The organism is Actinosynnema sp. CA-299493, from assembly GCF_050946825.1.
Lineage (GTDB): Bacteria > Actinomycetota > Actinomycetes > Mycobacteriales > Pseudonocardiaceae > Actinosynnema.
The window spans coordinates 8,262,629-8,286,807 of the sequence record NZ_CP191993.1; the positions used below are offsets into that span (position 1 = coordinate 8,262,629).

The following is a 24,179-nucleotide window of genomic DNA, read 5'->3' on the forward strand; positions in this document are numbered from 1 at the left end:
ACGCAGTTGGTTCCGGTAGCCCTAGACTGGCCGGCAGCGGTGACGAGAGGGTGATGGATGACCGAGGAGTACGAGCTACCAGCGGACATCGCCCTGCTGTGGGGTCTGCGCGAGACGCCGAGACGTGGCCGCAAGCCGTCGCTGTCGGTCCCCGAGATCACCAGGGCCGCCATCGAGGTCGCCGACGCCGAAGGGCTCGCGGCCGTGTCCATGGCCCGGGTCGCGCAGCAGCTCGGCAACTCCACGATGGCGCTCTACCGGCACGTGAAGAGCAAGGACGAGCTGCTCAAGCTGATGTCCGACGCCGCGCTGGAGGACCCGCCGCCGATGCCCTCGGACGGCTGGCGCGCCGGGCTGACGCTGTGGGCGACGAGCGTGCTGTCCACGTTCCGCAGGCACCCCTGGTACGCCCGGATCCCGCTCTCCGGACCGCCCGTCGGCCCGAGGAACCTCGCGTGGTTCGACCGCGCGCTCGGCACCCTCGCCGACACGCCGCTGAACGAGGAGGAGAAGGTCGGCGTGGTGATGGGCCTGCTGACGTTCGTGCACGGGGAGATGCGGTTGACCGCGGAACTGGCGGAGAGCTTCCTGGTGAACCCCGAGGCGTTCGGCCCGTCGTACGCGCGGGCGTTGCGGCGGGTGGTCGACCCCCGGCGGCTACCGGCCCTCGGCCGCGTGGTCGAGGCCGGCGTCTTCGACCACGACACCCTCTACGACGAGCGGGACGTGGACGCCGACTTCCGGTTCGGCCTCGACCTCTACCTCGACGGCGTGGCCGCGTACCTGGCCCGCCGGGGGTGATGGCGCCGCGGGGCCGGTCGGGGCCCCGCGGCGCCGCGCGATCACCGCCGCGCGACCTCGGCGCGCGCCACCCGCTGCCGCACGGGTGCGTCCGCCGACATGACCGCGAGGCCCGCGGTGATCAGGACCAGGTTCTTGACCACGAACTCGCCGGTCATGGTCAGCAGCAGCGGGTTGCCCGTCTGGAACGCGACGGACGGCTGCGTGACGAGCGTGGCGAAGGTGCCCGCCAGGTGGAGCACCACGAGCAGGGCCACCCAGCGCAACCGGAACCCCACGACCATGGCGATGCCCAGCACCACTTCCACCACGCCGAGCGTGAACACGAAGACGCCCGGGTCGAGCCACGGGACGGTCCGCGCGACCAGGTCGGCCACCGGCGTCGTGCCGGTCACCTTGAGGGCGCCGAACCACACGAAGACCAGGCCGAGCGAGCCCCTGAGCAGGGGGATGCTCAACGCCCGCAAGGCGTTCGCGGGCGCATCCGGACGGGACGGGAACTCCGTCATCCACATCACTTCCTTCGCGGGCGGGACCACGTCGACCCGCCTGCGGGAGGCCGGCCCGTTCGTGGTCCACACTGACCGGAATCGGACTGGGAGCGCTCCCAGAACTGTAACGGTAAGGAAACGCCGTGTGAAGACCTGATTCCACGCCGTCCCGGATGGCGGCTAGTCGTACCACTCCACCGGGTCGGGGAACGCCCCGGCGGGCAGCGGGTCGCCGAAGAACGGACCCAGGCCCGCGACCGCACCCGCCGCGCGCCACCAGTCGGCCTGCGCGCGCGTCTCCAGCCCGTCCACCAGCACCTCGCCGGCCGCCCGCCGGGCCAGTCGGACCAGCTCGGCCAGGTAGTCCGCCCCGCCCCGGGACTGCCGCTCGACCAGCCGCCGCGCCACCCGCACCGACTCGATCGGCAGCTCCTCGGCCACCGCCAGGTCGTCCGGCCCGAGGCCGAAGTCGTCCAACGACGTGCCGACGCCCAGCTCCGCCAGCACGGTCAGGTTGTCCACCGCCTCGGACTCCGCCAGCGCCGCCACCGGCATCCCGACGACCAGCCGCGCCGCGGGCAGCCCGGTGTCGTCCAGCACCCGGCGCACCCGGCGGACCAGGTCGCCGTCCCGCGACTGGTTCCCGGTCAGCTCGACGTGCAGCGACGCGGTGAACCCGGCGCGCCGGCCCCACCACCGCGCCTGGCCGCACGCGTTGGCCAGCTGCCACTCGCCCAGCGGCAGGATCAGGCCGGTCCGCTCGGCCAGCGCCGTGCACCCGGCGTGGTCCAGGGAGTCGTCGCCGCGGTCCCAGTGCAGCGTCGCCGCCACGCCGAGCAGCGCGCGGTCGGCCAGACCCACCACCGGCCGGTAGCGCACACCGATCTCGCCGTGCTCCCACGCGCCCGGCATCGCCACGGCGAGCGCGTCGGCCCGCCGCTCGTCCGCGTCCTGGCCGGCGTCGAACAACGCCCACTGGCCGCGACCGCCCGCCTTCGCCCGCCGCAACGCCTGCTCGGCGGCCCGCATCACGTCCGCGGGCCCCCAGTCCGGCGGCGGCCGGCGCACCACGCCGACGCTGACCGACACGGCCAGCCCGCGGTCGTCGAAGTACACCGGCTCCGACAGCTCGCGGTTGATCCCGGCCACGGTGCTCGCGACGTCCGGCGTGGTGGCGGTGTTCTCGACCAGGACGGCGAACTGGTCGCCGTCGAACCGGGCGATCATCGCCTTCTCCCGCGCCAGCACCGCCTTCAGCCGCTGCGACACGTGCACGAGCAGCCGTTCGCCGGCCGGCCGGCCGAGGCTGTTGCACACCGCGCCGAACGCGTCGACGTCCAGGTGGAAGACGCTGATCCCGCGCACCGGGTCGGCCCGGCGCAGCGCGCTCTCCAGGTGGGTGCCGAAGTACTGCCGGTTCGGCAGCCCGGTCGACACGTCGTGCAGCGCCTGCCGGTTCAGCTCCGACTGGAGCAGCATCAGCTCGGTGCCGTCCTCGACCACCGCGACGAAGTGCACCGGCTGGTCGTCCGCGCCGCGCAGCAACGACACCGTCATCGAGATCCGCGCGACGTCGCCGTCCTTGCGCAGCAGCCGCTGCGGCTGCCGGACCCGTTCCTGCTTGTCGTCGAGCAGCGCCAGCATCGCCTCGCCGAGGACCCGGACCGACGCCGGGTGCACGAGTTCGAGCAGGGCGAAGCCGGTCAGCTCCTCGGCGGTGTACCCGAGGATGTCGCCGATCGCCGCGTTGGCCCGCACGATCCGCCCGGCCGGGTCGACCACCAGGATCCCGCTGGACGACGAGGTGACGACCTCGTCGAACCGCGCCTCGCTCTCCCGGAGGTGCCACTGCGCGTCGCGGACGGCCTTGAGCAGCGAGAGCTGCATGGACTCCTGCTGCTCGAACACCGCCCGCCTGCTCGCCGCCAGGAACCCGGCCGACAACGCGCCGAGCACGGCCACGATCGGCTGGGCATAACGTTCCACGGGTTGGAACTCCGGCAGCCCCAGCAGCCCTTTCCCGAGCACGTCGAGGGTGACGCGCAAGCCGTCCTCGGTGAGGTACCCGAGCGCGACGAGTTGTGCGCCGAGCCGCTCCGCCGGCCGCGTCGAAGGTGACTGGGCAGAGGCCTCGGCGTGCACCGCGGCGCACAGGTCGTCGAGGCGGACTCGCATTTCGCGGTCGAGTTCGTTCCTGTCCAGTGCGACGACCACGGCACCGCTGAGCAGGTACGACCACTTCCGCGCGAGGAGTTCCCGACCACGTTCGGGTGGTGACGTGGCCCCTTGCCGCTGACTGGGGATCGACATTCCCGTTGCCCTGTTGTGATATCGATGATTCGCGGCAGTTTACCTACCCCCCGCTGGCCAACACTCAACCGGAAGTGTGAACCGCGAACACCCACGGTGACTTCCTGCGGTCAATTCACCTCTTTCAGCTCACACCATTCGGCCGACCCCCGTCGTGGACCAGCACGTTCATGTCGAGTTCGACGGCGAGGCCCACCAACTCCTCCGGACCGCCATTCACCGCAGCCGACCGAAAATTCCACCCGATCGGGGCTATCCGTCGCCAGGGGACGGGCATGGGGCGGCAAGAGGTGGCGGTGGTGGAGCCCGGGTCGGTGGCCGATGGGTGACCAAGTGGAACCGCCCGCGTGCGCGCCGGGCATGTGGCGGCGCACGCGGGCGGGGTCGGGGGCGGGGGTCAGCCCGCGCGGATGTCGTCCAGGTGGAAGGCGCCGGTCACGACCGGGTTGTTCTCGACCTGGTTGATGAAGACGTTGAACTGGGACAGGGTCTTCAGGTCCTCCGGCGTGATCCGCCGGTGCGCGTTGGCGGTGTCCCATGGCGCCGGGCGCCAGTCCGCGAACGGGATCGTCACGACGCCGGCGGTCGTGCCGGACATCGACGGGTACGCCTCGTAAGCCACCCCGCCGGCGTTGAGCTGCAGCACCAGCTTGTGGTTCGACCCGTCGGGCCGCAGCCAGAACGACAAGCCGGTGTACGCCGACCAGTCACCCGAGATCCGCTTGCCGATGCCGGTGTAGGTCTGGGAGCCGAAGTCGTAGTCGAACCTCAGCGCCTTGCCGCCGTTCTCCGCCACCAGCGAGATCCGGTTCGTCCCGTACGGGCTGTACTCCGCGCCCAGCGCCGTGTCGTCGACGTGGCCCTCGAAGTCGTCGACGACACCGGGTGCGAGCGGCGGCTTCGCGCCCAGGACCACGCGGTTCGTCGTGGACAACGTGCCGCGCGACGTCACGGCGGTGACCTTGAGCCGCGTGACCGCGTTGGTCAGGTTCTCCGCGCCGATGTCCCAGGCGCCGGTGTGGTACCCGGTCCGCCGGTCCAGCCGCAGCGGGTGCTTGGTCGGGTCGTCGCCGACGGTGTAGTGGACGAGCGCGTGCTCGGCGTCGAGCAGCCGCGCGCGGACGGTGGTGGTCGGCGTGGTGATCCGCTCGCCGTCCGGCGGCGACACGACGTGCAGGAACGGCTGGTGCGCCTCGGCCTTCACCTTGCGCCCGTACACGTCGCGCAGGTCGAGCTCCGAGCTGAACACCGCGAACGGGTCCGCGTGCAGCCGCCGCAGGTCGGGCAGCAGCTCGTGCTCGGGTTCGGTCGCGGTCGCCGGGTAGGGCAGGAAGAACTGCTCGGTGCCGAAGTTCACCCAGGTCAGCATGAACGCGCTGCGGTTGGCCCACGGGTCGGCCTTGATGGCGTCGAACATCGTGGTGAACCAGTTCAGGTTGCCGTTGCGCCCGTTGGGCTTGAGCGCGCCGCTGACGCCGTACTCGGTGAACGCCGAGACCTTGCCCTTCCGCTCGGCGATGCGGGCGATCATGCCCAGGTCGGCGACGATGCCGTCCAGCCACTGCCGGGACCCGTCGCTGCCGTCGTAGCTGTCGATGCCGAACACGTCGATGTAGTTGTCGCCGGGGTACGTGCGCATGTAGACGTCGTCCACGCCGCCGTAGCCGCCGCCGGGCGAGTACGCGTACAGGAAGTTGTGCACGTCCTTGACGTCACGCAGGTACTCGACGGTGTACCGGAACAGCTCGACGTACTTCGCCGGTGACGCGTGCGCCGCGCCCCACCAGAACCACGAGCCGCTGTTCTCGTGGAACGGCCGGTAGATCATGGGGATCGGGTTGCCGTGGCGGTCGTCGACCTCGTGCGCGAGGCGGGCGACGCGGTCGAGGTAGGCGTTGAACCGCGCGTGGTGGTCGCCGCCGGGCAGGATGCGGGTGACGACGTCGCCGTCGGTGTCGTAGAAGCTGCCGCCGGTGACGAAGTTGTCCATGTGGGACGCGAGCGTGTGGATGCCGCCGATCTCGTCGTGCGCGGTCTCGATCAGCTCGACGGTGGCCTGGAAGTTCTCCTCCGGGGCCGGGTCGCCGGGAGAGGAGCCGTGGCCGAGGTGGCCGGTGTCCCAGCCGAACAGCGCCGGGTGGTCGCCGACGCCCGCCTCGACGTCGGACCTCAGCCCGTCGGTCTCGGTCGCCTCGTCCCAGGTGACGCCGAACTCGGTCGTCTGCTGGTGGCCGAACAGCACGCCCTTGCCCCGCCGGTCGCGCAGGTAGGAGAAGAGGGACCGGGTCTCGGGGGTGGCGCGCGGGTCGGAGATCCGGACCGGGGCCGGCTTGGGGTGCCGCTGGGCGGTGTCGGCGGGGGCGGTGGTGTCGACGGACGCGGCGGTGTCGGCGGTGGTGGGCGCGGACGCGGTGGTGGGCGCGGCGACGGCCGGTGCGGCGACGGCGGTGATCGCACCGGCGCCGAGCAGGGCGGCGGCGAGGGCGGCGGCGGTCACCTGCCTGGCGGCTGGGTGTTTCCTCATGGCTACGGACCTCTCGGCGATGAGCGGTGAGCAGCGAGCGGTGCGCGGGGCAGGAAGGGTTAAGCGGTTAAGCGGTGCTCGCTGAGAACGCACGATAGCGCCGTAAATTTGGTAAGTGAAGAAACTTCTAGCGGTTACTTGTCGCCGAGGGATTCGAGCAGGTGCTTCAGGGTGTCGGCCAGGGCCGTCCGTTCCCGCGGGGACAGCGCGCCGAGCAGCCGGTCCTCGGTGGCGAGGTGGTCGGGCAGGGTCCGGTCGATCAGGTCGCGGCCGGCGTCGGTGAGGGCGACGACCACGCCCCGGCCGTCGTGCTCGTTCGGCGTCCGGACGACCAGCCCGCGTGCTTCGAGGCGGTCGAGCCGCTGCGTGACGGCGCCGGACGTGACCATCGAGGAGCGCATCAGCTCGGTCGGGGTCAGCCGGTGCGGCGGCGCGCTGCGGCGCAGGGTCGCGAGGACGTCGAACGACGCCCGGTCCAGGTCGTGCGCGGCGAAGGTCTTGCCGAGCTCGACGTCCACCAGGCGGGCCAGCCGGCTGAGCCTGCCGATCACCGCCATGGGCGAGACGTCGAGGTCGGGGCGCCGCGCGCGCCACTGACCGAGGACGAGGTCGACGTGGTCTGCCATCGAACTAGCTTAGCGGTGAGGTAAGTCACCGCAGAGATACCTTAGCGGTGAGCTACTTTGTCTTAGTGCTAAGCAAATGGGTGACCGCGTTCGCCCCCGCCGTGTGGGGCACGACCTACTACGTCACGACCGAGCACCTGCCGCCGGACCGACCGTTGCTGGCGGGGTTGCTGCGGGCGTTGCCGGCCGGGTTGTTGCTGGTCGCGGTCACCCGCCGGCTGCCGCGCGGCGACTGGTGGTGGCGTTCGCTGGTGCTGGGCACGCTGAACATCGGCGTGTTCCTGCCGTTGCTGTTCCTGGCCGCGTACCGGCTGCCGGGTGGCGTGGCGGCGACGGTCGGGGCCGTGCAGCCGTTGCTGGTGGCGGGGTTCGCGGTGGCGCTGCTCGGGCAGCGGATGACGACGCGGACGGCGCTCGCCGGGGTGGCGGGCGTCGCGGGCGTGGCGCTGCTGGTGCTGCGGGCGGACGCACGGCTGGACTGGGTCGGCGTGGCGGCGGCGCTGGGTGGTGCGGTCGTGATGGCGGCCGGGGTGGTGCTGAGCAAGCGGTGGACGACGCCCGCGCCGCTCCTGGCGATGACCGGGTGGCAGCTGGTGGCGGGCGGCGTGGTGCTGCTGCCGGTGACGTTGCTGGTCGAAGGCCCGCCACCCGCGTTGACCGCGGCCAACGTCGGCGGCTTCGCCTACCTGGGCGTGATCGGCGGCGCGCTGTCGTACGCCCTGTGGTTCCGCGGGATCCGGTTGCTGGCCGCGACGCAGGTGACGTTCCTCGGGCTGCTCAGCCCGGTCGTCGCGACGGCGGTCGGGTGGCTGGTGCTGAGCCAGGAGTTGACCGCGTCGCAGGTCGTCGGCGCGGTGGTCGTGCTGGGCGCGCTCGTGGTGGCCCAGCGGAAACCGGCGGGGACGAAGGGGGAGATCAGTGCGGATCACGGTGTTCGGAGCGCTCGGTGGCGTAGGTCGCCGGGTGGTGCCCACCGGTGGTCCTGGAGCCCGGCGAGCGGACCCGGCCGCGGCCGTTGCCCTGGAGGCCGCGGATGGCTTCGTAGCCGTACGCGCGGGTGATCCGCGGGTCCTCGGAGAAGCCCTCGTAGGTGCGGCCCCAGCGGTCGTCGAGGGGGACGGCCAGGGTCGGCGCGAAGGCCCAGTCCTGGCCGGTCGCGCGGATCTGCTCGGCGGTCGCCTTGCCGATGTCCCGGATCAGGCACGGGTCGTGCGCCGCGCCGAGGCCGATGTTGTGCAGGAAGACGGTGGCGCCGTAGACGGTCGAGGGCTCCCTTCCCGGTCGGGATAGGTGAATTTCTTTCGAATAAGTGACCAGGTCGGTACGTTGGGTCACTTTTTACTTGACCCTGGAGTAGGTAGTGGGTCAGACTCGGCCTCGGTAAGCACGGTCCATTCAGGACTCTCTCCGCCAAGTCCTTGCCACACCGGGAAGAGCACAACATGTCCCTGAGGTCACCCCTGTCCCGCCGCGCCGTGGTCTTCGCCGCGGTGGTCGCCCTCACCACGTCCGGCGCGGTCGCCCAGGCCGCCGAGAACCCCTACGAACGCGGCCCCGCGCCGAGCACCGCGAGCATCGAGGCCACCCGCGGGCCGTTCGCCACCGATCAGGCGACGGTGTCCTCGCTGAGCGTGCGCGGCTTCGGCGGCGGCACGATCTACTACCCGACCAGCACCGCCGAGGGCACGTTCGGCGCGGTCGCGGTCGCGCCCGGCTACACGGCCTCGCAGTCCAGCCTGTCCTGGCTCGGACCGCGCCTGGCCTCGCAGGGCTTCGTCATCTTCATCATCGACACGAACTCCCGGTACGACCAGCCCGCCTCGCGCGGCGACCAGCTGCTGGCGGCGTTGGACTACCTCACGACGAGCAGCTCCGTGCGGTCGCGCATCGACTCCTCGCGCCTGGGCGTGATGGGCCACTCGATGGGTGGCGGTGGCGCGCTGGAGGCCACGAAGGACCGGCCGAGCCTTCAGGCCTCGATCCCGCTGACCGCGTGGAACACCACCAAGACGTGGTCGACGGTGCAGACGCCGACCCTGATCGTCGGCGCCGAGGACGACTCGACCGCCGCCGTCTCGACGCACTCCGAGCGGTTCTACACCGGCCTTCCCGCCACGTTGGACAAGGCGTACCTGGAGCTGGCGGGCGCGAGCCACTTCGCGCCGAACAGCTCCAACACGACGATCGCGAAGTACAGCATCGCGTGGCTCAAGCGGTTCGTCGACAACGACACCCGCTACGAGCAGTTCCTGTGCCCCGCGCCCCGCGCCACGGCCATCTCCGAGTACCGCGACACCTGTCCCCACTCCTGACGTCCGACAGGCCGTTCTCGCTGTTCAGCAGCGTGAACGGCCTTTTGGGGTGTCTGTGGGAAAGCGCTTGCCGGCGGTGAAGCAGGTGCGCTACCGTCATTCCTGGGAACGTTCCCAGACGTCCCGCGACGCACGGCGGCGGCGTCGTCGGGGTCGAGGGGCCGTCGTCCAGCTTGGCGGGGTGTGGGGCGAGAGCGCTCTCCCCCGGGCCTTCGGAGGTCTCGACGATGAGACCGCCCCTGCTGGCGACGGCCCTTTCGACGTGCTCTTGACTGCGAGGAGGCAACACCTCCTCGACCGGCGGGCACAACCAGGACATGACGACCGATGACCCCGACGACCGCACCCTGTGGTCACAGGCCGCGGCGGGGAACGGGCCGGCCTTCGGCGTGCTGTTCGACCGGCACGCCAAGGCGGTCTACAACCACTGCTTCCGGCTGACCGCGTCGTGGGCGGCGGCCGAGGACCACCTGCAGAACACGTTCCTGGTGGCCTGGCGCAAGCGCGACCGGCTGCGGCTGGAGCACGACTCCGCCCTGCCGTGGCTGCTGGCCGTGGCCACGAACGTGGTGCGCGGCGACCGGCGCACGGTGGCGCGTCGGCTGCGGCTGTTCCGCCGGGCGCCGGTGGAGACCCCGGTGCCCGACCACGCCGACCAGGTGGCCGAGCGGGTCGACGACCAGCGGCGGATGGCGTTGCTGCTGGCCGCCGTCGAGGAACTGCCCCGCAACGAGCGGGAAGCGCTCGCGCTGTGCGTGTGGTCCGGCGTGTCGTACGCCGACGCCGCCGGCGTGCTCGGCATCGCCGAGGTCAGCGTCCGGGCCAGGGTCAGCAAGGCGAAGGCCCGGCTGACCCGCAGGCTGGCCCCGGTCGTCGCCGTCCCCGCGCTCACCCTGGAGGACCGATGAACCACGCACTCCCCCCGACCCGGGACGTCCCGCCGCGCCGCCGGGCCGAGATCCGCGCGCGGCTGGAGCGGGAGGTCACCGGTGGTCGCCGTGCCGCCCGGTTCGCGCCCCTGGTCACGGCCGGTGTCGCAGCGGCGGCCGTGATCGCGCTGGTCGCGGTCGTCGCGCCGTGGCAGCAGGCGGGCGGTGATGACGTGGCGGGCGGCACGGACCAGGCCGGTGCGACGAGCCGGGCCGCGGTGACGACGACGGCCGGGCCGCCGGAGCCGTCACCGGAGCGGAAGGCCGAGATCGAGCAGGGCTGCGCGGACAGCGCGGGCATCGAGGGCGCGCTCGTGCTGCGCCAGTACCTGGCCGACGAGGCCGGCGCGTTCGCGCTGCTCTACTCCGATCGGGAAGTGCTGGCCTGCACGGTCGACGAACCCACCGCGCCGTACAGCGCGGCGATGGTCGGCAGGCCGGCGATCGGGTGGCTGCCCGGCGAGTTCGTCCCGGACTACGGCCTCGCGGTCTCCGGTGGTGATGGCGGCAAGCCCGAGCAAGCGGGCCGGCCGGGGTACGTCATGGCGGCCGGCCGCGTGACGTCGAAGGTGGCCAGGGTGACCTACGGGCCGAACGGGCAAGAGGTGGACGCGACGATCGCCGACGGCACGTTCCTGGCCCGCATCGTGCACCCGTCAGACTGGTACCCACCCGTCGACTGGGAACGGCAGAACGTCCTCCGGGCGTACGACGCGCACGGTGCGCTGCTCGGCACCTGGGACCCCGGGTCGCACCGGACCGAGTGCTGGGTGAGCCCGGCCGGGGAGATCGTCGCGGGTGCGCGCGACCGCGACCCGGCGACGTGCGCGCCCGCCGTGGCCTGGGAGTAGTGGCCACCGGGGTGTGTCGGGCTAGGTCGGCGACACACCCCGGTACGGCAGGGTCTGGCTGTAGACGATGTTCGTGGTGGTGCTGCCGAAGCCGGTGAGGTCGTTGACCACCCGCTCCAGGTGCGGCATGGACGTGGCGGCGACCTTGAGCGTGTAGCAGTCGTCGCCGGTGGTGCGCAGGCACTCCAGGATCTCGGGCCGGTCGGCCAGCAGCGCGTGCAGCGGCTCGTGCCGGTTGCCGGGGTACTTCAGGCGGACGACGGCGAGCACGGCGTAGCCGGCCTTGGCCAGGTCGACCTCGGCCCGGTAGCCGGTGATCACGCCGGCGGACTCCAGCCTGCGGACGCGTTCGGTGGTCGCCGAGGCGCTGAGGTTGACCCGGCGGCCCAGCTCGCTGAGCGCGATCCGGCCGTCGCGTTGCAGCTCGGCGAGGATGGACCAGTCGGTCGGGTCGAGGTTCCCGGTCATGGGCGGATTTTACCGGGGAATCCACGGGCGAAGGCCTTTCAGACCGGGCATCCTCTCTTCAGGACGCGGGAGTTTCGGCATAGCGTTGGCACCGTGCAGATCGGGGTGAACGTGCCGAACTTCGGGCCGGGCACCTCGCCGGACGTGCTGCGGGACTGGGCGCGGACGGTCGAGGGCCTCGGCTTCGACCTGTTGATGGTGTCCGACCACGTGGCGGTGACGCCGGACGTGGCCGAGCAGTACCCGGCCCCGTTCTACGAGCCGTTCACCGCGTTGGCCTGGCTGGCCGGCGTGACGTCGCGGATCCGGCTCGGCACGACCGTGCTGGTGCTGCCGTACCGGCACCCGTTGCTGGTGGCGCGGATGGCGGCGAACGTGAACGAGCTGTCCGGGGGTCGGTTCGTGCTCGGCGTGGGCGTGGGGTGGGCGCGGCAGGAGTACGAGGCGCTGGGTGTGCCCTTCGCGCACCGCGGCCGGTTGACCGACGAGGGGCTGCGGGTGGTCCGGGACGCGTGGCGGGACGAGTCGGACTACCGGGCCGGTCGGATCCCGATCTGGGTGGGCGGGCACTCCGACGCGGCGCTGCGGCGGGCCGTCCGGTTCGGGGACGCGTGGCACAGCTTGCGCCTGACGCCTTCGGCGTACCGGGAGGCGTTGGCGCGGTTGGAGGTCATCGCGGAGGCGGAGGGGAAACCGCTGCCCGCACTGGCCCCTCGCGTGCTGCTGCACATCACGCCCGACGAGGCGGGGCCGGAGCGGCGGTTGGGTGAGGGCACCGTCGCGCAGGTCGTCGGCGACCTGGCGGAGTTGCGGGCGTCGGGCGCCGAGGCCGTGGTGCTGGACCCGTTCGTCGGGGATCCACAGGAGACAGTCCACCCGGAAGTCGCGTGGCAGGCGTTGGCCACGGTGCGAAAGGAGTTCCGATGAGCTTGCGCAGGGCGATCGAGCTGGCGGCCGAGGCGCGTGCGTCGGGGAACCCGCCGTTCGGGTCGTTGTTGGTGGGGCCGGACGGCGCGGTGCTGGTCGAGGAGCGCAACACCAGCGTGACGGACGACGACATCACGGCGCACCCGGAGTTGAAGCTGGCGCGGTGGGCGGCGCGGTCGCTCACGCCGGAGGTGGCGGCCGGGACGACGATGTTCACCAGCTGCCAGCCGTGCGGGATGTGCGTCGGCGCGATCGAGCGGTCCGGGTTGGGGCGGGTGGTGTTCGCGTTGTCGACCGAGCAGCTCAACGCGCTGAAGCCGGGTGGCGGCTTCGCCCCCGTGCCGCAGGAGGGGCCGGCGCTGCTGGAGGAGGCGTCCGTCCCGGTGGCGGGTTACTACCGGTAGGCGCAGGTCCGAGCGTTGAACTCGGGTGTCCTGAACGTAGGACATGGTCGTTCTGAGCGTGGGACACGCGCGTTCTGGAGGTAGGACTCGCGAGGTTGGGGTTCACAGACGGTGTCCGGTTCGCTACCTTGGGATCTGGGAGCGCTCCCAGTCCGGTACTCGGTTAATCCTCAACGTGGAGGACTCACACACATGACCTTCCGACGCGGTACCCGATCGGTGATCGGCGTCTTCAGCTCGGTCCTCGCGGTCTTCGCGGCCAGCGTCGTCACCCTGGTGGGCGCATCAGGCGTCGCGAGCGCTCACGGCTCGGTCACCGACCCGCCGTCGCGCAACTACGGCTGCTACCAGCGCTGGGGCAGCGACCACCTGAACCCGAACATGGGCCAGACGGACCCGATGTGCGCGCAGGCCTGGAAGGCCGACCCGAACACGATGTGGAACTGGAACGGCCTGTACCGCAACGGCGTCGGCGGCAACCACCAGGGCGCCCTGCCGAACGGCCAGCTGTGCAGCGGCGGCCTGGCCGAGAGCGGCCGGTACCGCTCGCTCGACGCGGTCGGCGCGTGGAACACGGCCACCAAGCCCCGCCAGTTCACGCTCACCATCACCGACCAGGCGAAGCACGGTGCCGACTACCTGCGCATCTACATCACCCGCCAGGGCGTCAACACCGCGACCACGCCGCTGCGCTGGAGCGACCTGGAGCTGGTCACCTCGACCGGCCGCTACGGCACCACGGGCCTCTACCAGGCCCAGGTGAACGCGGGCAGCCGCACCGGCCGCCACGTGGTGTTCACGATCTGGCAGGCCAGCCACATGGACCAGGCCTACTACCTGTGCAGTGACGTGAACTTCCAGTAGGACGACAAGCGCTGATGGGCGCACGGGTGCGGCAACCCCTTCCGCCGCACCCGTGCGCCCCTCCGCGTCAGCCCAGGTTCGTGGTCGCCCAGAACGCCTCGCCGGAGCCGGCGACCTCGGCCGGGTCGGCGCCGTGGGGCAGGAACACCGACTCGCCGCCGCGCAACGCGACTTCCGCACCGCCGCGGCTCACGACGAGGGAGCCCTTGGTGCACAACAGGAGCTGCGGACCGCCGCCGGCCAGCACGGCGCCCGGCCGCACGGCGTGCAGGCGGAACTCGGGGTCCGGCGTCCGGTAGGTCCTCAGCGGACCGTCGCCCTCGCCGTCGAGCACGGCGGCGGGCCCGGTCCCCCGGTCGACCAGCGACAGCACCGCGGGCACGTCCACCGGCTTGGTGGTCAGGCCCGCGCGGAGCACGTTGTCGGAGTTCGCCATCAGCTCGACGCCCGTGCCGCGCAGGTGCGCGTGCAGCACCCCCGCGCCGACGTAGACCGCCTGCCCCGGCCGCAACCGCACCGCGTTGAGCAGCAACGCCGCCACCACGCCCGGGTCCGCCGGGTAGGCCTCGGCCAGGTCCGCGACGTGCGCCAGCGCGGGCACCCGCGCCGCCGTCGACGCCACTTCGGCGACCAGGTCCGCGTCGGCGGCGCCCAGTGCCCAGCGCAACGCGCCCCACGCGTCCCCGGCCGAGAGCCCGTCCCGCATCGGGGTCAACGACGCCAAGCCCAGCTCGTCCAGCAACGCCACCGCCTCGGCGGGACGCCGGAAGCCGGACAGGGTCTCGAACTCCGTCAGCGCGACCAGGACCTCCGGCTTGGGGCGGTCGTCGCGGTACCCGCGCTCGGCGAACCCGACCACGGCCTGCGCGCGGTTCGGGTGCACCTGCAACGACAGCGGCGCGTCCACGGCCAGCACCTTGAGCAGGAACGGCAGGCGCGGGCCGAAGGCGGCCAGGCTGTCCGGCCCGAGCAGGCCGGCCGGGTTGGCGGCCAGGTAGGCGTCCAGCGGCACGTCGCAGCCGGCCAGCCGGGACGGGTCGTCGGGGTGCGCGCCCACCCACAGCTCGGCCTGCGGCACGGGGCTGGGCGACGGCTCGCCGAGCAGCTCGGCCAACGCGGTCCGCGAACCCCAGTGGTACTCCCGGACGGTGGTGTCCAACTTGCGCACGGTCGGTCCCTCAGATTCCCACGGGCACGGACGGGACGCGGTCGTCCGCGAGCAGCGCCGCGGCCCCGATCAGTCCCGAGTCGACGCCCAACGTCGCCGGGCACACCTCGACCCGGCGCATGAACTCCAGCCCCGCGTAGTCCGCGAGCGGCTGCGTGATGGCGGGTTCGAGCAGGTCCCAGGCCTGCGCCACGCCGCCGCCGATGACCACGCGGTCGACCTCGCACAACGCGGAGGCGACCGTGATGACCTGGGCGACCGCCGCGCCGGAACGCCGGAACGCCGCCCGCGCGGTCGGGTCGCCCGCCCGCGCCGACGCGGCGAGCGCGACGCCGTCCGCCGTGCCGCCGAGCGGCTGCCAGCCCTGCTCCGACGCCCAGCGCACCATCGACGGGCCGCTGGCGAAGGCCTCGGAGCAGCCGTTCGCGCCGCAGCCGCACAGCGGGCCGGTCGGGTCGACCACGAAGTGCCCGACGTGGCCCGCGTTGCCGGTGGCGCCGAAGTGCGGCCGGCCGGCGAAGACGAACCCGCCGCCGATGCCGGTGGACACGACCATGCCGAGCAGGCACTCGCTGCCCCGCCCGTTGCCGTGGTGGTACTCGGCCAGCGCCATGCACAGGGCGTCGCCGCCGAGCCGGACCGGCAGGCCGGGCAGCAGCCCGCCGACGCGGTCGGTGATCGGGAAGTCGCGCCAGCCGGGGATGTTGACCGGGCTGATCGTGCCGGTGCGCAGGTCCATCGGCGCGGCCGAGGCGATGCCCGCGCCGAGCACGGTGCGGCCGGTGGCGGCCCCCAGGAGCTCGTCGAGCACTCCCGCGAGGCCGCCCCAGACCGTCTCCGCGTCACCGGTGGGCGTCGCCGCGGTGCGGCGGGCCAGGACGGTGCCGTCGGACTCGACCAACGCCGCGGCGAGCTTCGTGCCGCCGATGTCGATGGCGACCGCGACCGGGTCGAGTGCTTGCCCCATGGACTTAGTTAAGCGGTTAAGCAAAGTTTCGTCAAGCAGTGTGACGAGCAGCGCTGAAGCGGTTCACCTCACAACGCTCGCGACGTCAGAGGTGCCGTTCGATCTCGGCCAGCTCGTCGGCCTCGAACGCCAGGTTCGCCGTCGCGGCCACGTTGTCCTCCAGCTGCTTCACGCTGGAGGCGCCGATCAGCGCGGACGTCACGTTGCGCAGCACCCACGCGATGGCCAGCTGCGCGAGCGTCTGCCCGCGCCGCTTCGCGATGTCGTCGAGCGCGCGGACCTTCCCCAGCGTCGCCTCGTCCAGGTTGGCCGCCGACAGGAACGGCGAGGCGCCCGCCGCCCGTGAGCCCTCCGGCACGCCGTTGAGGTAGCGGTCGGTCAGCACGCCCTGCGCCAGCGGCGAGAACGCGATGCTGCCCGCGCCGACCTCGGTCAGCACGTCCAGCAGGCCGTCCTCGACCCACCGGTTGAGCATCGAGTACGACGGCTGGTGGATGAGCAGCGGCGTGCCCAGCTCGCGCAGCACCCGGGCGGCTTCGGCGGTCTGCTCGGCCGAGTAGTTCGAGATGCCGACGTAGAGCGCCTTGCCCGAGCGGACGACGTGGTCCAGCGCGCCCATCGTCTCCTCGATGGGCGTGTCCGGGTCCGGCCGGTGGTGGTAGAAGACGTCGACGTGGTCCAGGCCCATCCGGGCCAGGGACCGGTCCAGCGAGCCGACCAGGTACTTGCGGGAGCCCCACTCGCCGTACGGGCCGTCGAACATGTGGTACCCGGCCTTGGTGGACACCAGGATCTCATCCCGGTACGGCCGGAAGTCGTCCGCGAACAGCCTGCCGAAGTTCTCCTCGGCGCTGCCGGGCGGCGGCCCGTAGTTGTTGGCCAGGTCGAAGTGCGTCACGCCGAGGTCGAACGCCCGGCGCAGGATGGCCCGCTGACCGTCGAGGGCCTTGTCGTGGCCGAAGTTGTGCCACAGGCCGAGCGACACGGCGGGCAGCTTGAGCCCGCTGCGGCCGGACCGGCGGTAGGGCATGGCGTCGTACCGCGACTCGGCGGCGTGGTGGGTCATCTGGATCCTCTTATCGGGTGCTCTCCCGCGCGATGAGCGTGGGCTTGGGCGACCAGCGCTCGGCGACCTCGACGCCCTCGATGAGCTCCAGCACGGACTCGGCGACGGTGACGCCGAACTGGTGCACGTCCACGCTCATCGTGGTCAGCGCGGGTGACGCGAGCCGGCACAGCGACGAGTCGTCCCACGCGACCAGGCTGAGCCGGTCGGGCACGGCGACGCCGAGTTCCTTGGCGACGTTCAGGCCCGCGACGGCCATCACGTCGTTGTCGTAGAGGATCGCGGTGGGCGGCTCGGACGCGTTGAGCAGCGCCGTGGTGAGCTTCGCCCCCGACTCCTCGGAGTAGTCGCCCTCCAGCACGACGGGCTCGATGCCCGCCTCCGCGCAGCCCTCGATCAGCGCGGCGGTGCGCGCCCTGGTGTGCAGCAGCGTCTCCGGGCCGCTGACCCGGGCGATGCGCCGGTGCCCGAGGTCCAGCAGGTACGCCAACGCCTCCCGCACGGGGCCGGCGTCGTCGGTGCGCACCGCGGGCACGGCCAGCTCGTCCGGCTCGCCCACGTACAGCGCGGGCAGGCCCATCTCGCGCAGCACCGCCGGCCGGTGGTCGTCCACCGTGCGGTTGACGACCACGACCGCGTCCACCAGGCCGCCCGCCGCCCACCTGCGGTAGGCGGCGATCTCGGCGTCCTCGGCGCCCACGATGTGCAGCAGCACGGACCGGTCGCCCTCGGCGAGCCGTTCCTCGATGCCCGCGATGAACTCCATGAAGAACGGCTCCGCGCCCAACAGGCGCGCCGGGCGGGCCAGCACGAGCCCGACGGCGCCGGTCGAGCCGCCGGTCACGTCCGCACCGCGCACAGGTCGTTGGCCGATCGCAGCACCAGCGGGCCGGTCAGCGCGGACGGGTCGGCCAGCTCGGCGCCCGTGCGGACCAGGAACGAGTGCGTCCCGCCGGCGGGCAGCGTGACCAGGGTGTCGTCCACGACGGCGTCCCCGGCGACCCGGTCGGCCAGCACGGCGACGTCGCGGGCGAAGGAGGACGCGGTGACGTCCACCCGGTAGCCCCCGTCCACCCGCCGCACCTCGGCGGTGAGCGGCGCGGGGTCGTAGGCCAGCTCCAGGTCCTCCCGGAACAGGTGCGCGGTGCGCGCGTCGGCCGTGCTCACCACCAGCACCTCCCCCTTCGGGTCGCCCGGCGTGACCAGGTCGGTCGCCAGGTCGAGCCGCGCCACCGACCTCGCCGGCACGTCGAGCGGCAGTTTAGCCGCCGCGAGCACCTCACCCGTGAACGTCTGGCGCTCCAGCGCGACGTCACCGGTCCAGGCCTCGTCGGTGTCGTTGACCGCGATGAGCGCGTCCACGCCGGCACGCGGCTGGACGGTGAGCAGGCGCGGGGCGAACGCGTGCTTGAGCGCGTAGTACAGCGGCTTGAGCCGCTCGTCGCCGTCGACCGCGGCCCACGACGTGACCGGCCAGCAGTCGTTGAGCTGCCACACCAGCGCGCCGGCCGTGCGCGGCCAGTGCGAGCGGAAGTGCTCGACGCCGAACGCGACCGCGCGGGCCTGGTTGAGCTGGGTCGCCCAGTGCCAGTCCGGGAACTCCGCCGGCGCGGGCAGGTGCGGCGCGAGGCCGCGGTCGAGCTTGCCGTTGCCGTCCTCGGCCTTCTGGTGCAGCAGGAACGCGGGCGAGGTCGGCGTCATCGGCTCGTCGTGCACCCACTCGGTGAGCGTCGCCCAGGTCGGCGGGCCCTGGAAGCCGAACTCCGAGCAGAACCGCGGGGTGTGGTCGCGGTAGTGGGTGTAGTCGACCCGGTTCCAGACCTCCCACTCGTGGCGGGTGCCGTGGGTGTCCTCGTTCGGGTGGAGCTCACCCGGGCTGTACGGGCTGCCCGGCGAGTAGTGCCGGGTCGGGTCGAGCTCGGCGACGATCTTCGGCAGCAGCTCGGTGTAGAAGCCCAGGCCCCAGGTGCGGCCCTGCAACTGCTCCGCCCAGCCCCAGTCGGCGAAGCCCCACAGGTTCTCGTTGTTGCCGTTCCACAGCGCCAGGGACGCGTGCGAGGTCAGCCGGGCGACGTTCTCGCGCGCCTCGGCCTCGACCTCCTCCCACAGCGGCGACTCCTCGGCGTAGGCGGCGCAGGCGAACAGGAAGTCCTGCCAGACCAGCACGCCGCGCTCGTCGCAGACGTCGTAGAAGTCCTCGGTCTCGTAGATGCCGCCGCCCCAGATGCGCAGCATGTTCATGTTGGCGTCGACGGCCTGGTCGACCCGGCGGGCCAGGCGGTCGCGGGTGACGCGGGTGAGGAAGTGGTCGTCCGGGATCCAGTTGGCGCCCTTGGCGAACACCGGCTTGCCGTTGACGACGAACGTGAACGGCGTGCCGACCTCGTCGGGCGTCGTGTCGACGGTGATGGTGCGGAAGCCGATGCGGCGATCGGTCCGGTCCACCTCCTCGCCATCGGACCGGAGGACGACGTGCAGGTCGTAGAGGGGGTGGTCGCCGTAGCCCGCGGGCCACCACAGGTCGACGTCCGGCACCTCGACGGTCACCACGGCGGAGTCGCCCTCGACCCGGACGTGCCGCTCGACGCCGGCCACGGTCGCGACCGCGGTCAGGTCGGTGTCCCGGGCGCGGTCGACCTCGACGTGCACCTCGACCCGGCCCGTGCCGTCGGCGTCCACCGTGACGAGCGGGCGGACCCCGGCCAGCCGTGCCGCGGTCCAGCGCTCCAGCCGCACCGGCTTCCAGATGCCCGCGGTCTGGAGGTCGGGGCCCCAGTCCCAGCCGAACGAGCAGGCCATCTTGCGCACGGCGTTCATCGGGTGCGGGTAGGCGCGGTCGCGCCGGCCCAACCGCTCCTCCTGCTCCTCGGCGTGGGCCAGGGCGGAGTGGAAGGTGACGACGAGGTCGTTCGCGCCGTCCTTGAGGTGCTCGCGCACGTCGAAGCGGTACGAGCGGAACATGTTGGCCGTGTGGCCGAGGACCCGGCCGTTGAGCTCGACCGTGGCGACGGTGTCGAGGCCGTCGAACGCCAGTTCCACCTTCTCGCCCGGCGTCGCGGCCCCGGCCTCGAAGGTCAGGGCGTAACGCCACTCGGCGCGGTGCATCCAGGCCAGCTCGGCCTCGTTGGTGTCCAGGTACGGCTCGGGGATCAGGTTCGCCGCGAGGAGGTCGAGGTGCGTGCTGCCGGGCACGACGGCGGGCACTTCGCGGTCGGCGACGACCGCCGGGATCGGCCCACCCACCGCGCTCAGGCGCCACCCGTCGTGCAAGGTCGTGCGAATCATCGTTCCTCTTTTCCCAGCGGCGGCGGTGGGTTTCTGCCGTGTGACGTTCAGGGTATGGCGATTCTTACGCCAGCAACTAAAGTAAGTCAACGAGGTTCACCACCAGAGAGGAAGACCACAAGTGGCAGACGTGACGCACCTGCGGGCCGCGGGTGTGAGCCTGGTGCTCGACTTCTCCGGCAGCACCCTTCCCCGGGTCCGCTACTGGGGCGCCGACCTGGGCGAGCTCTCCGCCGCCGAGCTGGCCGCGGTGCTGCTCGCGCAAAGCCCGCACCCCATCGGCTTCTCGGTCGACGGGCTGGTGGACGTGGCCGTGCTGCCCGAGCAGTCGGCGGGCTGGCTCGGCACCCCCGGAATCGTCGGCAACCGGGGTGGGCGGGACTTCTCGACCGCGTTCCGCGTGGTGTCGGTGGACGGTCCCGCGGTCGAGGCGGTGGACGAGGCCGCCGGGCTCGGGCTGGCGCTCCACGTCGAGCTGACGCCGGCCGGGCTGGTGCGGCAGCGGGCCGTGCTGACCAACACCGGGTCGTCCGACTTCGCCGTGGACGCGGTGGCACTGACCCTGCCCGCGCCGCCGCAGGCGGTCGAGCTCCTGGACTTCACCGGGCGCTGGACCCGGGAGCGCAGCCCCCAGCGCACGCCGTTCAACCACGGCCTGCACGTGCGCGAGAACCGGACCGGGCGGACCGGCTACGACTCGGCCTACCTGCTCGCCGCGGGCACGGCCGGGTTCGACAACCGCTCGGGCGAGATCTGGGCCGTGCACACGGCCTGGTCGGGCAACCACCGGACGTTCGCCGAGAAGACCTACCACTCCGTGTCCCTGCTCGGGTCCGGCGAGCTGCTGCTGTCCGGCGAGGTCGTGCTGGGGCCCGGCGAGTCGTACACGTCGCCGTGGCAGTACGCGTCGTACGGGCGCGGGCTGGACGAGGTGTCGGCGCGGTTCCACCGGCACCTGCGCTCGCGCGCGTCCCACCCCTCCTCGCCCCGGCCGGTCGTGGTGAACACGTGGGAGGCCGTGTACTTCGACCACGACCTGGACCGGCTGAAGGCGTTGGCGGACGCCGCGGCGTCGGTCGGCGGCGAGCGGTTCGTGCTGGACGACGGCTGGTTCGGCGCGCGGCGCGACGACCGGCGCGGCCTGGGCGACTGGTACGTGTCGGACGAGGTGTGGCCGGACGGGCTCGGGCCGCTCACCGACCACGTGACCGGGTTGGGGATGCAGTTCGGCATCTGGGTCGAGCCCGAGATGGTCAACCCGGACTCGGACCTGGCGCGGGCGCACCCGGACTGGCTCATGGCGGCGGGCGACCGGCTGCCGGGCACGGCCCGGCACCAGCAGGTGCTCGACCTGGCGCGACCGGAGGCGTACGCCTACATCCTGGAACGGCTGGACGCGCTGCTGTCCGAGTACCCCGTGTCGTACCTGAAGTGGGACCACAACCGGGACCTGGTGGACGCCGGGCACCGGCCGACCGGGCGGGCGGGGGTGCACGGCCAGACGGTGGCCGTCTACCGGCTGCTGGACGAGCTGCGGCGGCGCCACCCCGGCGTGGAGATCGAGTCGTGCTCCTCCGGTGGCGCGCGGGTGGACCTGGAGATCCTGGAGCGCACCGACCGCGTGTGGGTGTCGGACTGCATCGACGCGCTGGAGCGGCAGTCGATGCAGCGGTGGACGAACGCGCTGATCCCGCTGGAGCTGATGGGGACGCACGTCGGCTCGGGGACGTCGCACACGACGCACCGGCAGCACCCGATCGACTTCCGGGCGGGGACCGCGCTGTTCGGGCACTTCGGCATCGAGTGGGACCTGACCGCGGCGTCCGAGGCGGACCTCTCGCGGCTGCGGTCGTGGGTGGCGCTGTACAAGGAACTGCGGCCGTTGCTGCACACGGGCGTGGCGGTGCACGGCGACCACCCGGACCCGGCGATCGAGGTGCACGGGGTGGTGGCGGAGGACGGTTCGGACGCCGTGTTCGCGATCGTCGCCCTGGCCACCTCCCAGCTGTACCCGCCGGGCGCGGTCCGCCTGCCGGGCCTCTCCCCCGACCGCTCGTACCACGTGCGCCCCCTCCCGCCCGGTGACGTGCCGGACGGCAACGCGCACAACTGGGGCGTGCTCCTGCCGTGGTGGCGACCCGAGGGCGTGACGCTGCCGGGCCGGGTGCTGGGCACGGCGGGCGTGCAGGCCCCGGTGCTCAACCCCGAACGCCTGGTCCTGGTGCGCGCGACGGCTGCATGACCGGATTCCACGCGAATGCCGCATGCCCAAGGGCGTGCGGCACTCGTTCGTCGTCCGCCATCACGAATTATGCGGACTCCCGCTCGATCACCGCTGCCAGCATGAGGACCAGCGGGGCGAAAGGGGGGTATGTCAGTCGTGAGTGGACACATCATTTGTTCGATCGCGGAATTGGACGCAGTGGGCGACGCGCTGAAGCTCGACGTCCGTCGATTCCCCTTCACCGTGGGACACGGCGGCGCGACCCTCTCGGAACGCGTCGCGCTGGTCGAGTCGGTGCACCGGGACCTGTCGGCGCGGGACCTGGTGCGCGGCTCCGAGTTCGCGCCCGACCTGGTCGAGGGGCTGCGGTTGTTCGCCGAGGCGCCGCTGGGCATCGCGCTGGTCGGCACGGTCCGGGACGCCCCACTGGTCGCGCGCGCGGCGTCCGACGGGCGTGATGGTGTCCTTGCGGTGCAACAGGGTGACGTGGTCGCGTTCCACCGGCACTCGGCGGACACCGTCGTGCGGGCGCTGGTAGGGCTGCTGCCCGAACTGCGCCCGGGCCCCGGCTCGTCGGTCGTGGTGACCGCGTCCCCGCGCCGAACGCCCGACGAGGACTTCTCGCAGTTCCGGTTCACCTCGGGCGTGCGACCGGCGGCCGGCGGGTCTGCCGCGGTGGAGATGATGCGATGGCCCCGCATCGGCGCGGGCCACTTCAGCGCCACCACGCGAAAGGACCACCGGGAAGTCGAACTCGGCGCTTTCAGCTACCTCGACACCGAGGCCGGGCGATACGCCATTCTGCCGGGCGCCGATTCGAACGGTCGGCCGAATGCCACGTGCACACCGGCGGACCGGCGGTACCTGACCGTTCTTCTGCGACGTTTCATTGGCTCCACTGAGTGAAACATCCCGCGAACGCGCGCGGATTCGGATCGGAAGCGGTACAGATCAATGCTGCCGGGAGCACGCCACGTGGGGCATCACTGGGAGGAGTGATCACCATGGACGCGATCGTCGCCGGGATCAGCGGGATGAGCACCGCGGTCGCCGAGTTCGGAGCGGCCACCGCCGCGGGCTTCACCATCGGCCCCAGGGGCGGTGACGCCCTGGTGCGGGCGATCGACAGGATCCTGTTCCAGTCGGAGCGGCACATCATGACCGCCGACCGCCTGGCCCAGGAGCCACCTCTGGGCACGACACCGGGCGCGCAGGTCTACAAGCCGTTCCTGGCGACCGTCGCGTCGGACCCCGACCAGGGGCTCGTGCCCGCGCTGCACAAGTTCACGACCGATCTGGCGCTGCTGCGGGACCAGGTCATGCAGGCGATGGACCTCTACCGAACCACCGACCAGGGCGCCGCGCACGGCGTCACCGACGCCGGCGGACCGAGCCTCTCCGCCTGACCGCGAGGAAGTAGCCGTGGACTCCCGGATAGCCGTGATCGGTCTGGTTTCGGCGGCGTTCTTCGCCGTCACGGCGTGCGCCACGATCGAGGGCAGACCGTCGCCGAACGCGGGCGCGGGCACTGAACCGTCGACCTCGACGGGCACCACCCCGGCCGGCCCTCCGGCCGCGCTGGACGACGCCGACCCGTGCGGACTGGTGACCGGGGAAGACGTCGAGCAGGCCGTGGGCGCGCTCGACGGGGAACCCCGGCGAAACGACCTGGGCACCGCTCGCAGCTGCGAGTACGAGGTGGACAAGCGGTTGCTGGTGGTCGACATCCGCACCAACGTGGGGTTGGCCGGGGTGAACGCCACCGGTCCGGTGACCGACCTGACCATCGGCGGGCACCAGGTGAAGTCGTGGGTCAGCCAGGGCGGCACCTGCTTCTTCGTCCTCGGGGTGACCGAGTCGTCCCGGGTCGACATCACGGTGCAGCCCAAGACCGGCGGGCAGGAGTGCGGGCCGGCGAAGCGGCTCGCCGAGCTGGTGGAGCCGAAGTTGCCGTAGCCGTCC

22 protein-coding genes and 1 pseudogene are annotated in these 24,179 nt (G+C 72.2%); 12 read left to right on the top strand and 11 right to left on the bottom strand.

The genetic code is table 11. The annotated features are described in order from the left end of the window. Positions 1-57 precede the first annotated feature (57 nt). The gene (locus ACQPYE_RS35350) at positions 58-801 is read left to right on the top strand and encodes a TetR/AcrR family transcriptional regulator (protein ID WP_498717452.1); all 744 of its coding nucleotides are present in this window, start codon (positions 58-60) and stop codon (positions 799-801) included. Between the two features lie 41 nt (positions 802-842). Here the strand turns inward: ACQPYE_RS35350 and ACQPYE_RS35355 are convergent, their stop codons facing one another. The 4 genes from ACQPYE_RS35355 to ACQPYE_RS35370 all read right to left on the bottom strand — a co-directional run bounded on the left by ACQPYE_RS35355 (position 843) and on the right by ACQPYE_RS35370 (position 6,752). Further along, the gene (locus tag ACQPYE_RS35355; protein WP_498717453.1) at positions 843-1,310 is read right to left on the bottom strand and encodes a DUF417 family protein; all 468 of its coding nucleotides are present in this window, start codon (positions 1,308-1,310) and stop codon (positions 843-845) included. 162 nt (positions 1,311-1,472) lie between these two features. Next, on the bottom strand, positions 1,473-3,467 hold the full coding sequence (locus ACQPYE_RS35360) for a putative bifunctional diguanylate cyclase/phosphodiesterase (RefSeq protein WP_498717454.1): 1,995 nt from the start codon (positions 3,465-3,467) through the stop codon (positions 1,473-1,475). Positions 3,468-3,999: 532 nt separating this feature from the next. Continuing rightward, on the bottom strand, positions 4,000-6,126 hold the full coding sequence (locus tag ACQPYE_RS35365) for a glycosyl hydrolase (RefSeq protein ID WP_498717455.1): 2,127 nt from the start codon (positions 6,124-6,126) through the stop codon (positions 4,000-4,002). Positions 6,127-6,260: 134 nt separating this feature from the next. Next, complete coding sequence (locus ACQPYE_RS35370; RefSeq protein ID WP_498717456.1) at positions 6,261-6,752, bottom strand: MarR family winged helix-turn-helix transcriptional regulator; 492 nt, start codon at positions 6,750-6,752, stop codon at positions 6,261-6,263. A gap of 80 nt (positions 6,753-6,832) precedes the next feature. On the opposite strand from ACQPYE_RS35370, the gene ACQPYE_RS35375 reads away from it, so the two are divergent. Next, entirely contained in the window at positions 6,833-7,813 is a 981-nt protein-coding gene (locus tag ACQPYE_RS35375) for an EamA family transporter (protein ID WP_498717457.1), read from the top strand. On the opposite strand, the pseudogene ACQPYE_RS35380 reads toward ACQPYE_RS35375, so the two are convergent. Beyond that, positions 7,719-8,018 (bottom strand): annotated as a pseudogene (locus ACQPYE_RS35380) (glycoside hydrolase family 3 N-terminal domain-containing protein); the annotation flags it as partial. The gene ACQPYE_RS35375 and the pseudogene ACQPYE_RS35380 overlap by 95 nt on opposite strands. 176 nt (positions 8,019-8,194) lie before the next feature. On the opposite strand from ACQPYE_RS35380, the gene bdeA reads away from it, so the two are divergent. From bdeA to ACQPYE_RS35395, 3 genes are all read left to right on the top strand, one after another. After that, positions 8,195-9,064, top strand: a complete 870-nt coding sequence (bdeA, locus tag ACQPYE_RS35385; protein WP_498717458.1) for a bis(hydroxyethyl) terephthalate hydrolase — start codon at positions 8,195-8,197, stop codon at positions 9,062-9,064. A 317-nt stretch (positions 9,065-9,381) separates the two neighbouring features. Then, positions 9,382-9,972 (top strand): RNA polymerase sigma factor, encoded by a 591-nt coding sequence (locus ACQPYE_RS35390; protein WP_498717459.1) that lies wholly within the window; start codon positions 9,382-9,384, stop codon positions 9,970-9,972. Continuing rightward, on the top strand, positions 9,969-10,844 hold the full coding sequence (locus tag ACQPYE_RS35395; protein WP_498717460.1) for a hypothetical protein: 876 nt from the start codon (positions 9,969-9,971) through the stop codon (positions 10,842-10,844). The genes ACQPYE_RS35390 and ACQPYE_RS35395 overlap by 4 nt, the downstream gene beginning before the upstream one ends. Before the next feature lie 21 nt (positions 10,845-10,865). Here ACQPYE_RS35395 and ACQPYE_RS35400 read toward each other — a convergent pair whose 3' ends face one another. Further along, on the bottom strand, positions 10,866-11,312 hold the full coding sequence (locus tag ACQPYE_RS35400) for an Lrp/AsnC family transcriptional regulator (protein WP_498717461.1): 447 nt from the start codon (positions 11,310-11,312) through the stop codon (positions 10,866-10,868). 93 nt (positions 11,313-11,405) lie between these two features. Here ACQPYE_RS35400 and ACQPYE_RS35405 point away from each other — a divergent pair, with 93 nt between their 5' ends. The 3 genes from ACQPYE_RS35405 (at position 11,406) to ACQPYE_RS35415 (ending at position 13,507) form a co-directional block, all read left to right on the top strand. Then, complete coding sequence (locus tag ACQPYE_RS35405) at positions 11,406-12,239, top strand: LLM class flavin-dependent oxidoreductase (RefSeq protein ID WP_498717462.1); 834 nt, start codon at positions 11,406-11,408, stop codon at positions 12,237-12,239. After that, positions 12,236-12,643, top strand: coding sequence for a nucleoside deaminase (locus ACQPYE_RS35410; RefSeq protein WP_498717463.1), 408 nt, complete (start codon positions 12,236-12,238; stop codon positions 12,641-12,643). Before ACQPYE_RS35405 ends, ACQPYE_RS35410 begins: the two co-directional genes overlap by 4 nt. A 192-nt stretch (positions 12,644-12,835) precedes the next feature. Next, positions 12,836-13,507, top strand: a complete 672-nt coding sequence (locus ACQPYE_RS35415; protein ID WP_498717464.1) for a lytic polysaccharide monooxygenase auxiliary activity family 9 protein — start codon at positions 12,836-12,838, stop codon at positions 13,505-13,507. 67 nt (positions 13,508-13,574) lie between these two features. Here ACQPYE_RS35415 and manA read toward each other — a convergent pair whose 3' ends face one another. The 5 genes from manA to ACQPYE_RS35440 all read right to left on the bottom strand — a co-directional run bounded on the left by manA (position 13,575) and on the right by ACQPYE_RS35440 (position 19,993). Next, the gene (gene manA / locus ACQPYE_RS35420; protein ID WP_498717465.1) at positions 13,575-14,675 is read right to left on the bottom strand and encodes a mannose-6-phosphate isomerase, class I; all 1,101 of its coding nucleotides are present in this window, start codon (positions 14,673-14,675) and stop codon (positions 13,575-13,577) included. Between the two features lie 10 nt (positions 14,676-14,685). After that, a complete protein-coding gene (locus ACQPYE_RS35425; RefSeq protein ID WP_498717466.1) occupies positions 14,686-15,642 on the bottom strand; it encodes an ROK family protein in 957 nt (318 codons plus the stop codon). An 85-nt stretch (positions 15,643-15,727) separates the two neighbouring features. Next, on the bottom strand, positions 15,728-16,708 hold the full coding sequence (mgrA, locus tag ACQPYE_RS35430; protein WP_498717467.1) for an L-glyceraldehyde 3-phosphate reductase: 981 nt from the start codon (positions 16,706-16,708) through the stop codon (positions 15,728-15,730). Positions 16,709-16,718: 10 nt separating this feature from the next. Next, positions 16,719-17,552 (bottom strand): LacI family DNA-binding transcriptional regulator, encoded by an 834-nt coding sequence (locus tag ACQPYE_RS35435; RefSeq protein WP_498717468.1) that lies wholly within the window; start codon positions 17,550-17,552, stop codon positions 16,719-16,721. Then, complete coding sequence (locus ACQPYE_RS35440) at positions 17,549-19,993, bottom strand: glycoside hydrolase family 2 protein (RefSeq protein WP_498717469.1); 2,445 nt, start codon at positions 19,991-19,993, stop codon at positions 17,549-17,551. The genes ACQPYE_RS35435 and ACQPYE_RS35440 overlap by 4 nt, the downstream gene beginning before the upstream one ends. 121 nt (positions 19,994-20,114) lie before the next feature. Here ACQPYE_RS35440 and ACQPYE_RS35445 point away from each other — a divergent pair, with 121 nt between their 5' ends. The 4 genes from ACQPYE_RS35445 to ACQPYE_RS35460 all read left to right on the top strand — a co-directional run bounded on the left by ACQPYE_RS35445 (position 20,115) and on the right by ACQPYE_RS35460 (position 24,173). Next, positions 20,115-22,235, top strand: a complete 2,121-nt coding sequence (locus tag ACQPYE_RS35445) for an alpha-galactosidase (protein ID WP_498717470.1) — start codon at positions 20,115-20,117, stop codon at positions 22,233-22,235. Positions 22,236-22,406: 171 nt separating this feature from the next. Further along, a complete protein-coding gene (locus tag ACQPYE_RS35450) occupies positions 22,407-23,123 on the top strand; it encodes an ESX secretion-associated protein EspG (protein ID WP_498717471.1) in 717 nt (238 codons plus the stop codon). 98 nt (positions 23,124-23,221) lie between these two features. Next, positions 23,222-23,623, top strand: a complete 402-nt coding sequence (locus ACQPYE_RS35455) for a hypothetical protein (RefSeq protein ID WP_498717472.1) — start codon at positions 23,222-23,224, stop codon at positions 23,621-23,623. Between the two features lie 16 nt (positions 23,624-23,639). Beyond that, positions 23,640-24,173: a DUF3558 domain-containing protein gene (locus tag ACQPYE_RS35460; protein ID WP_498717473.1), complete on the top strand. Its 534-nt coding sequence runs from the start codon at positions 23,640-23,642 to the stop codon at positions 24,171-24,173. Positions 24,174-24,179: the final 6 nt, after the last annotated feature.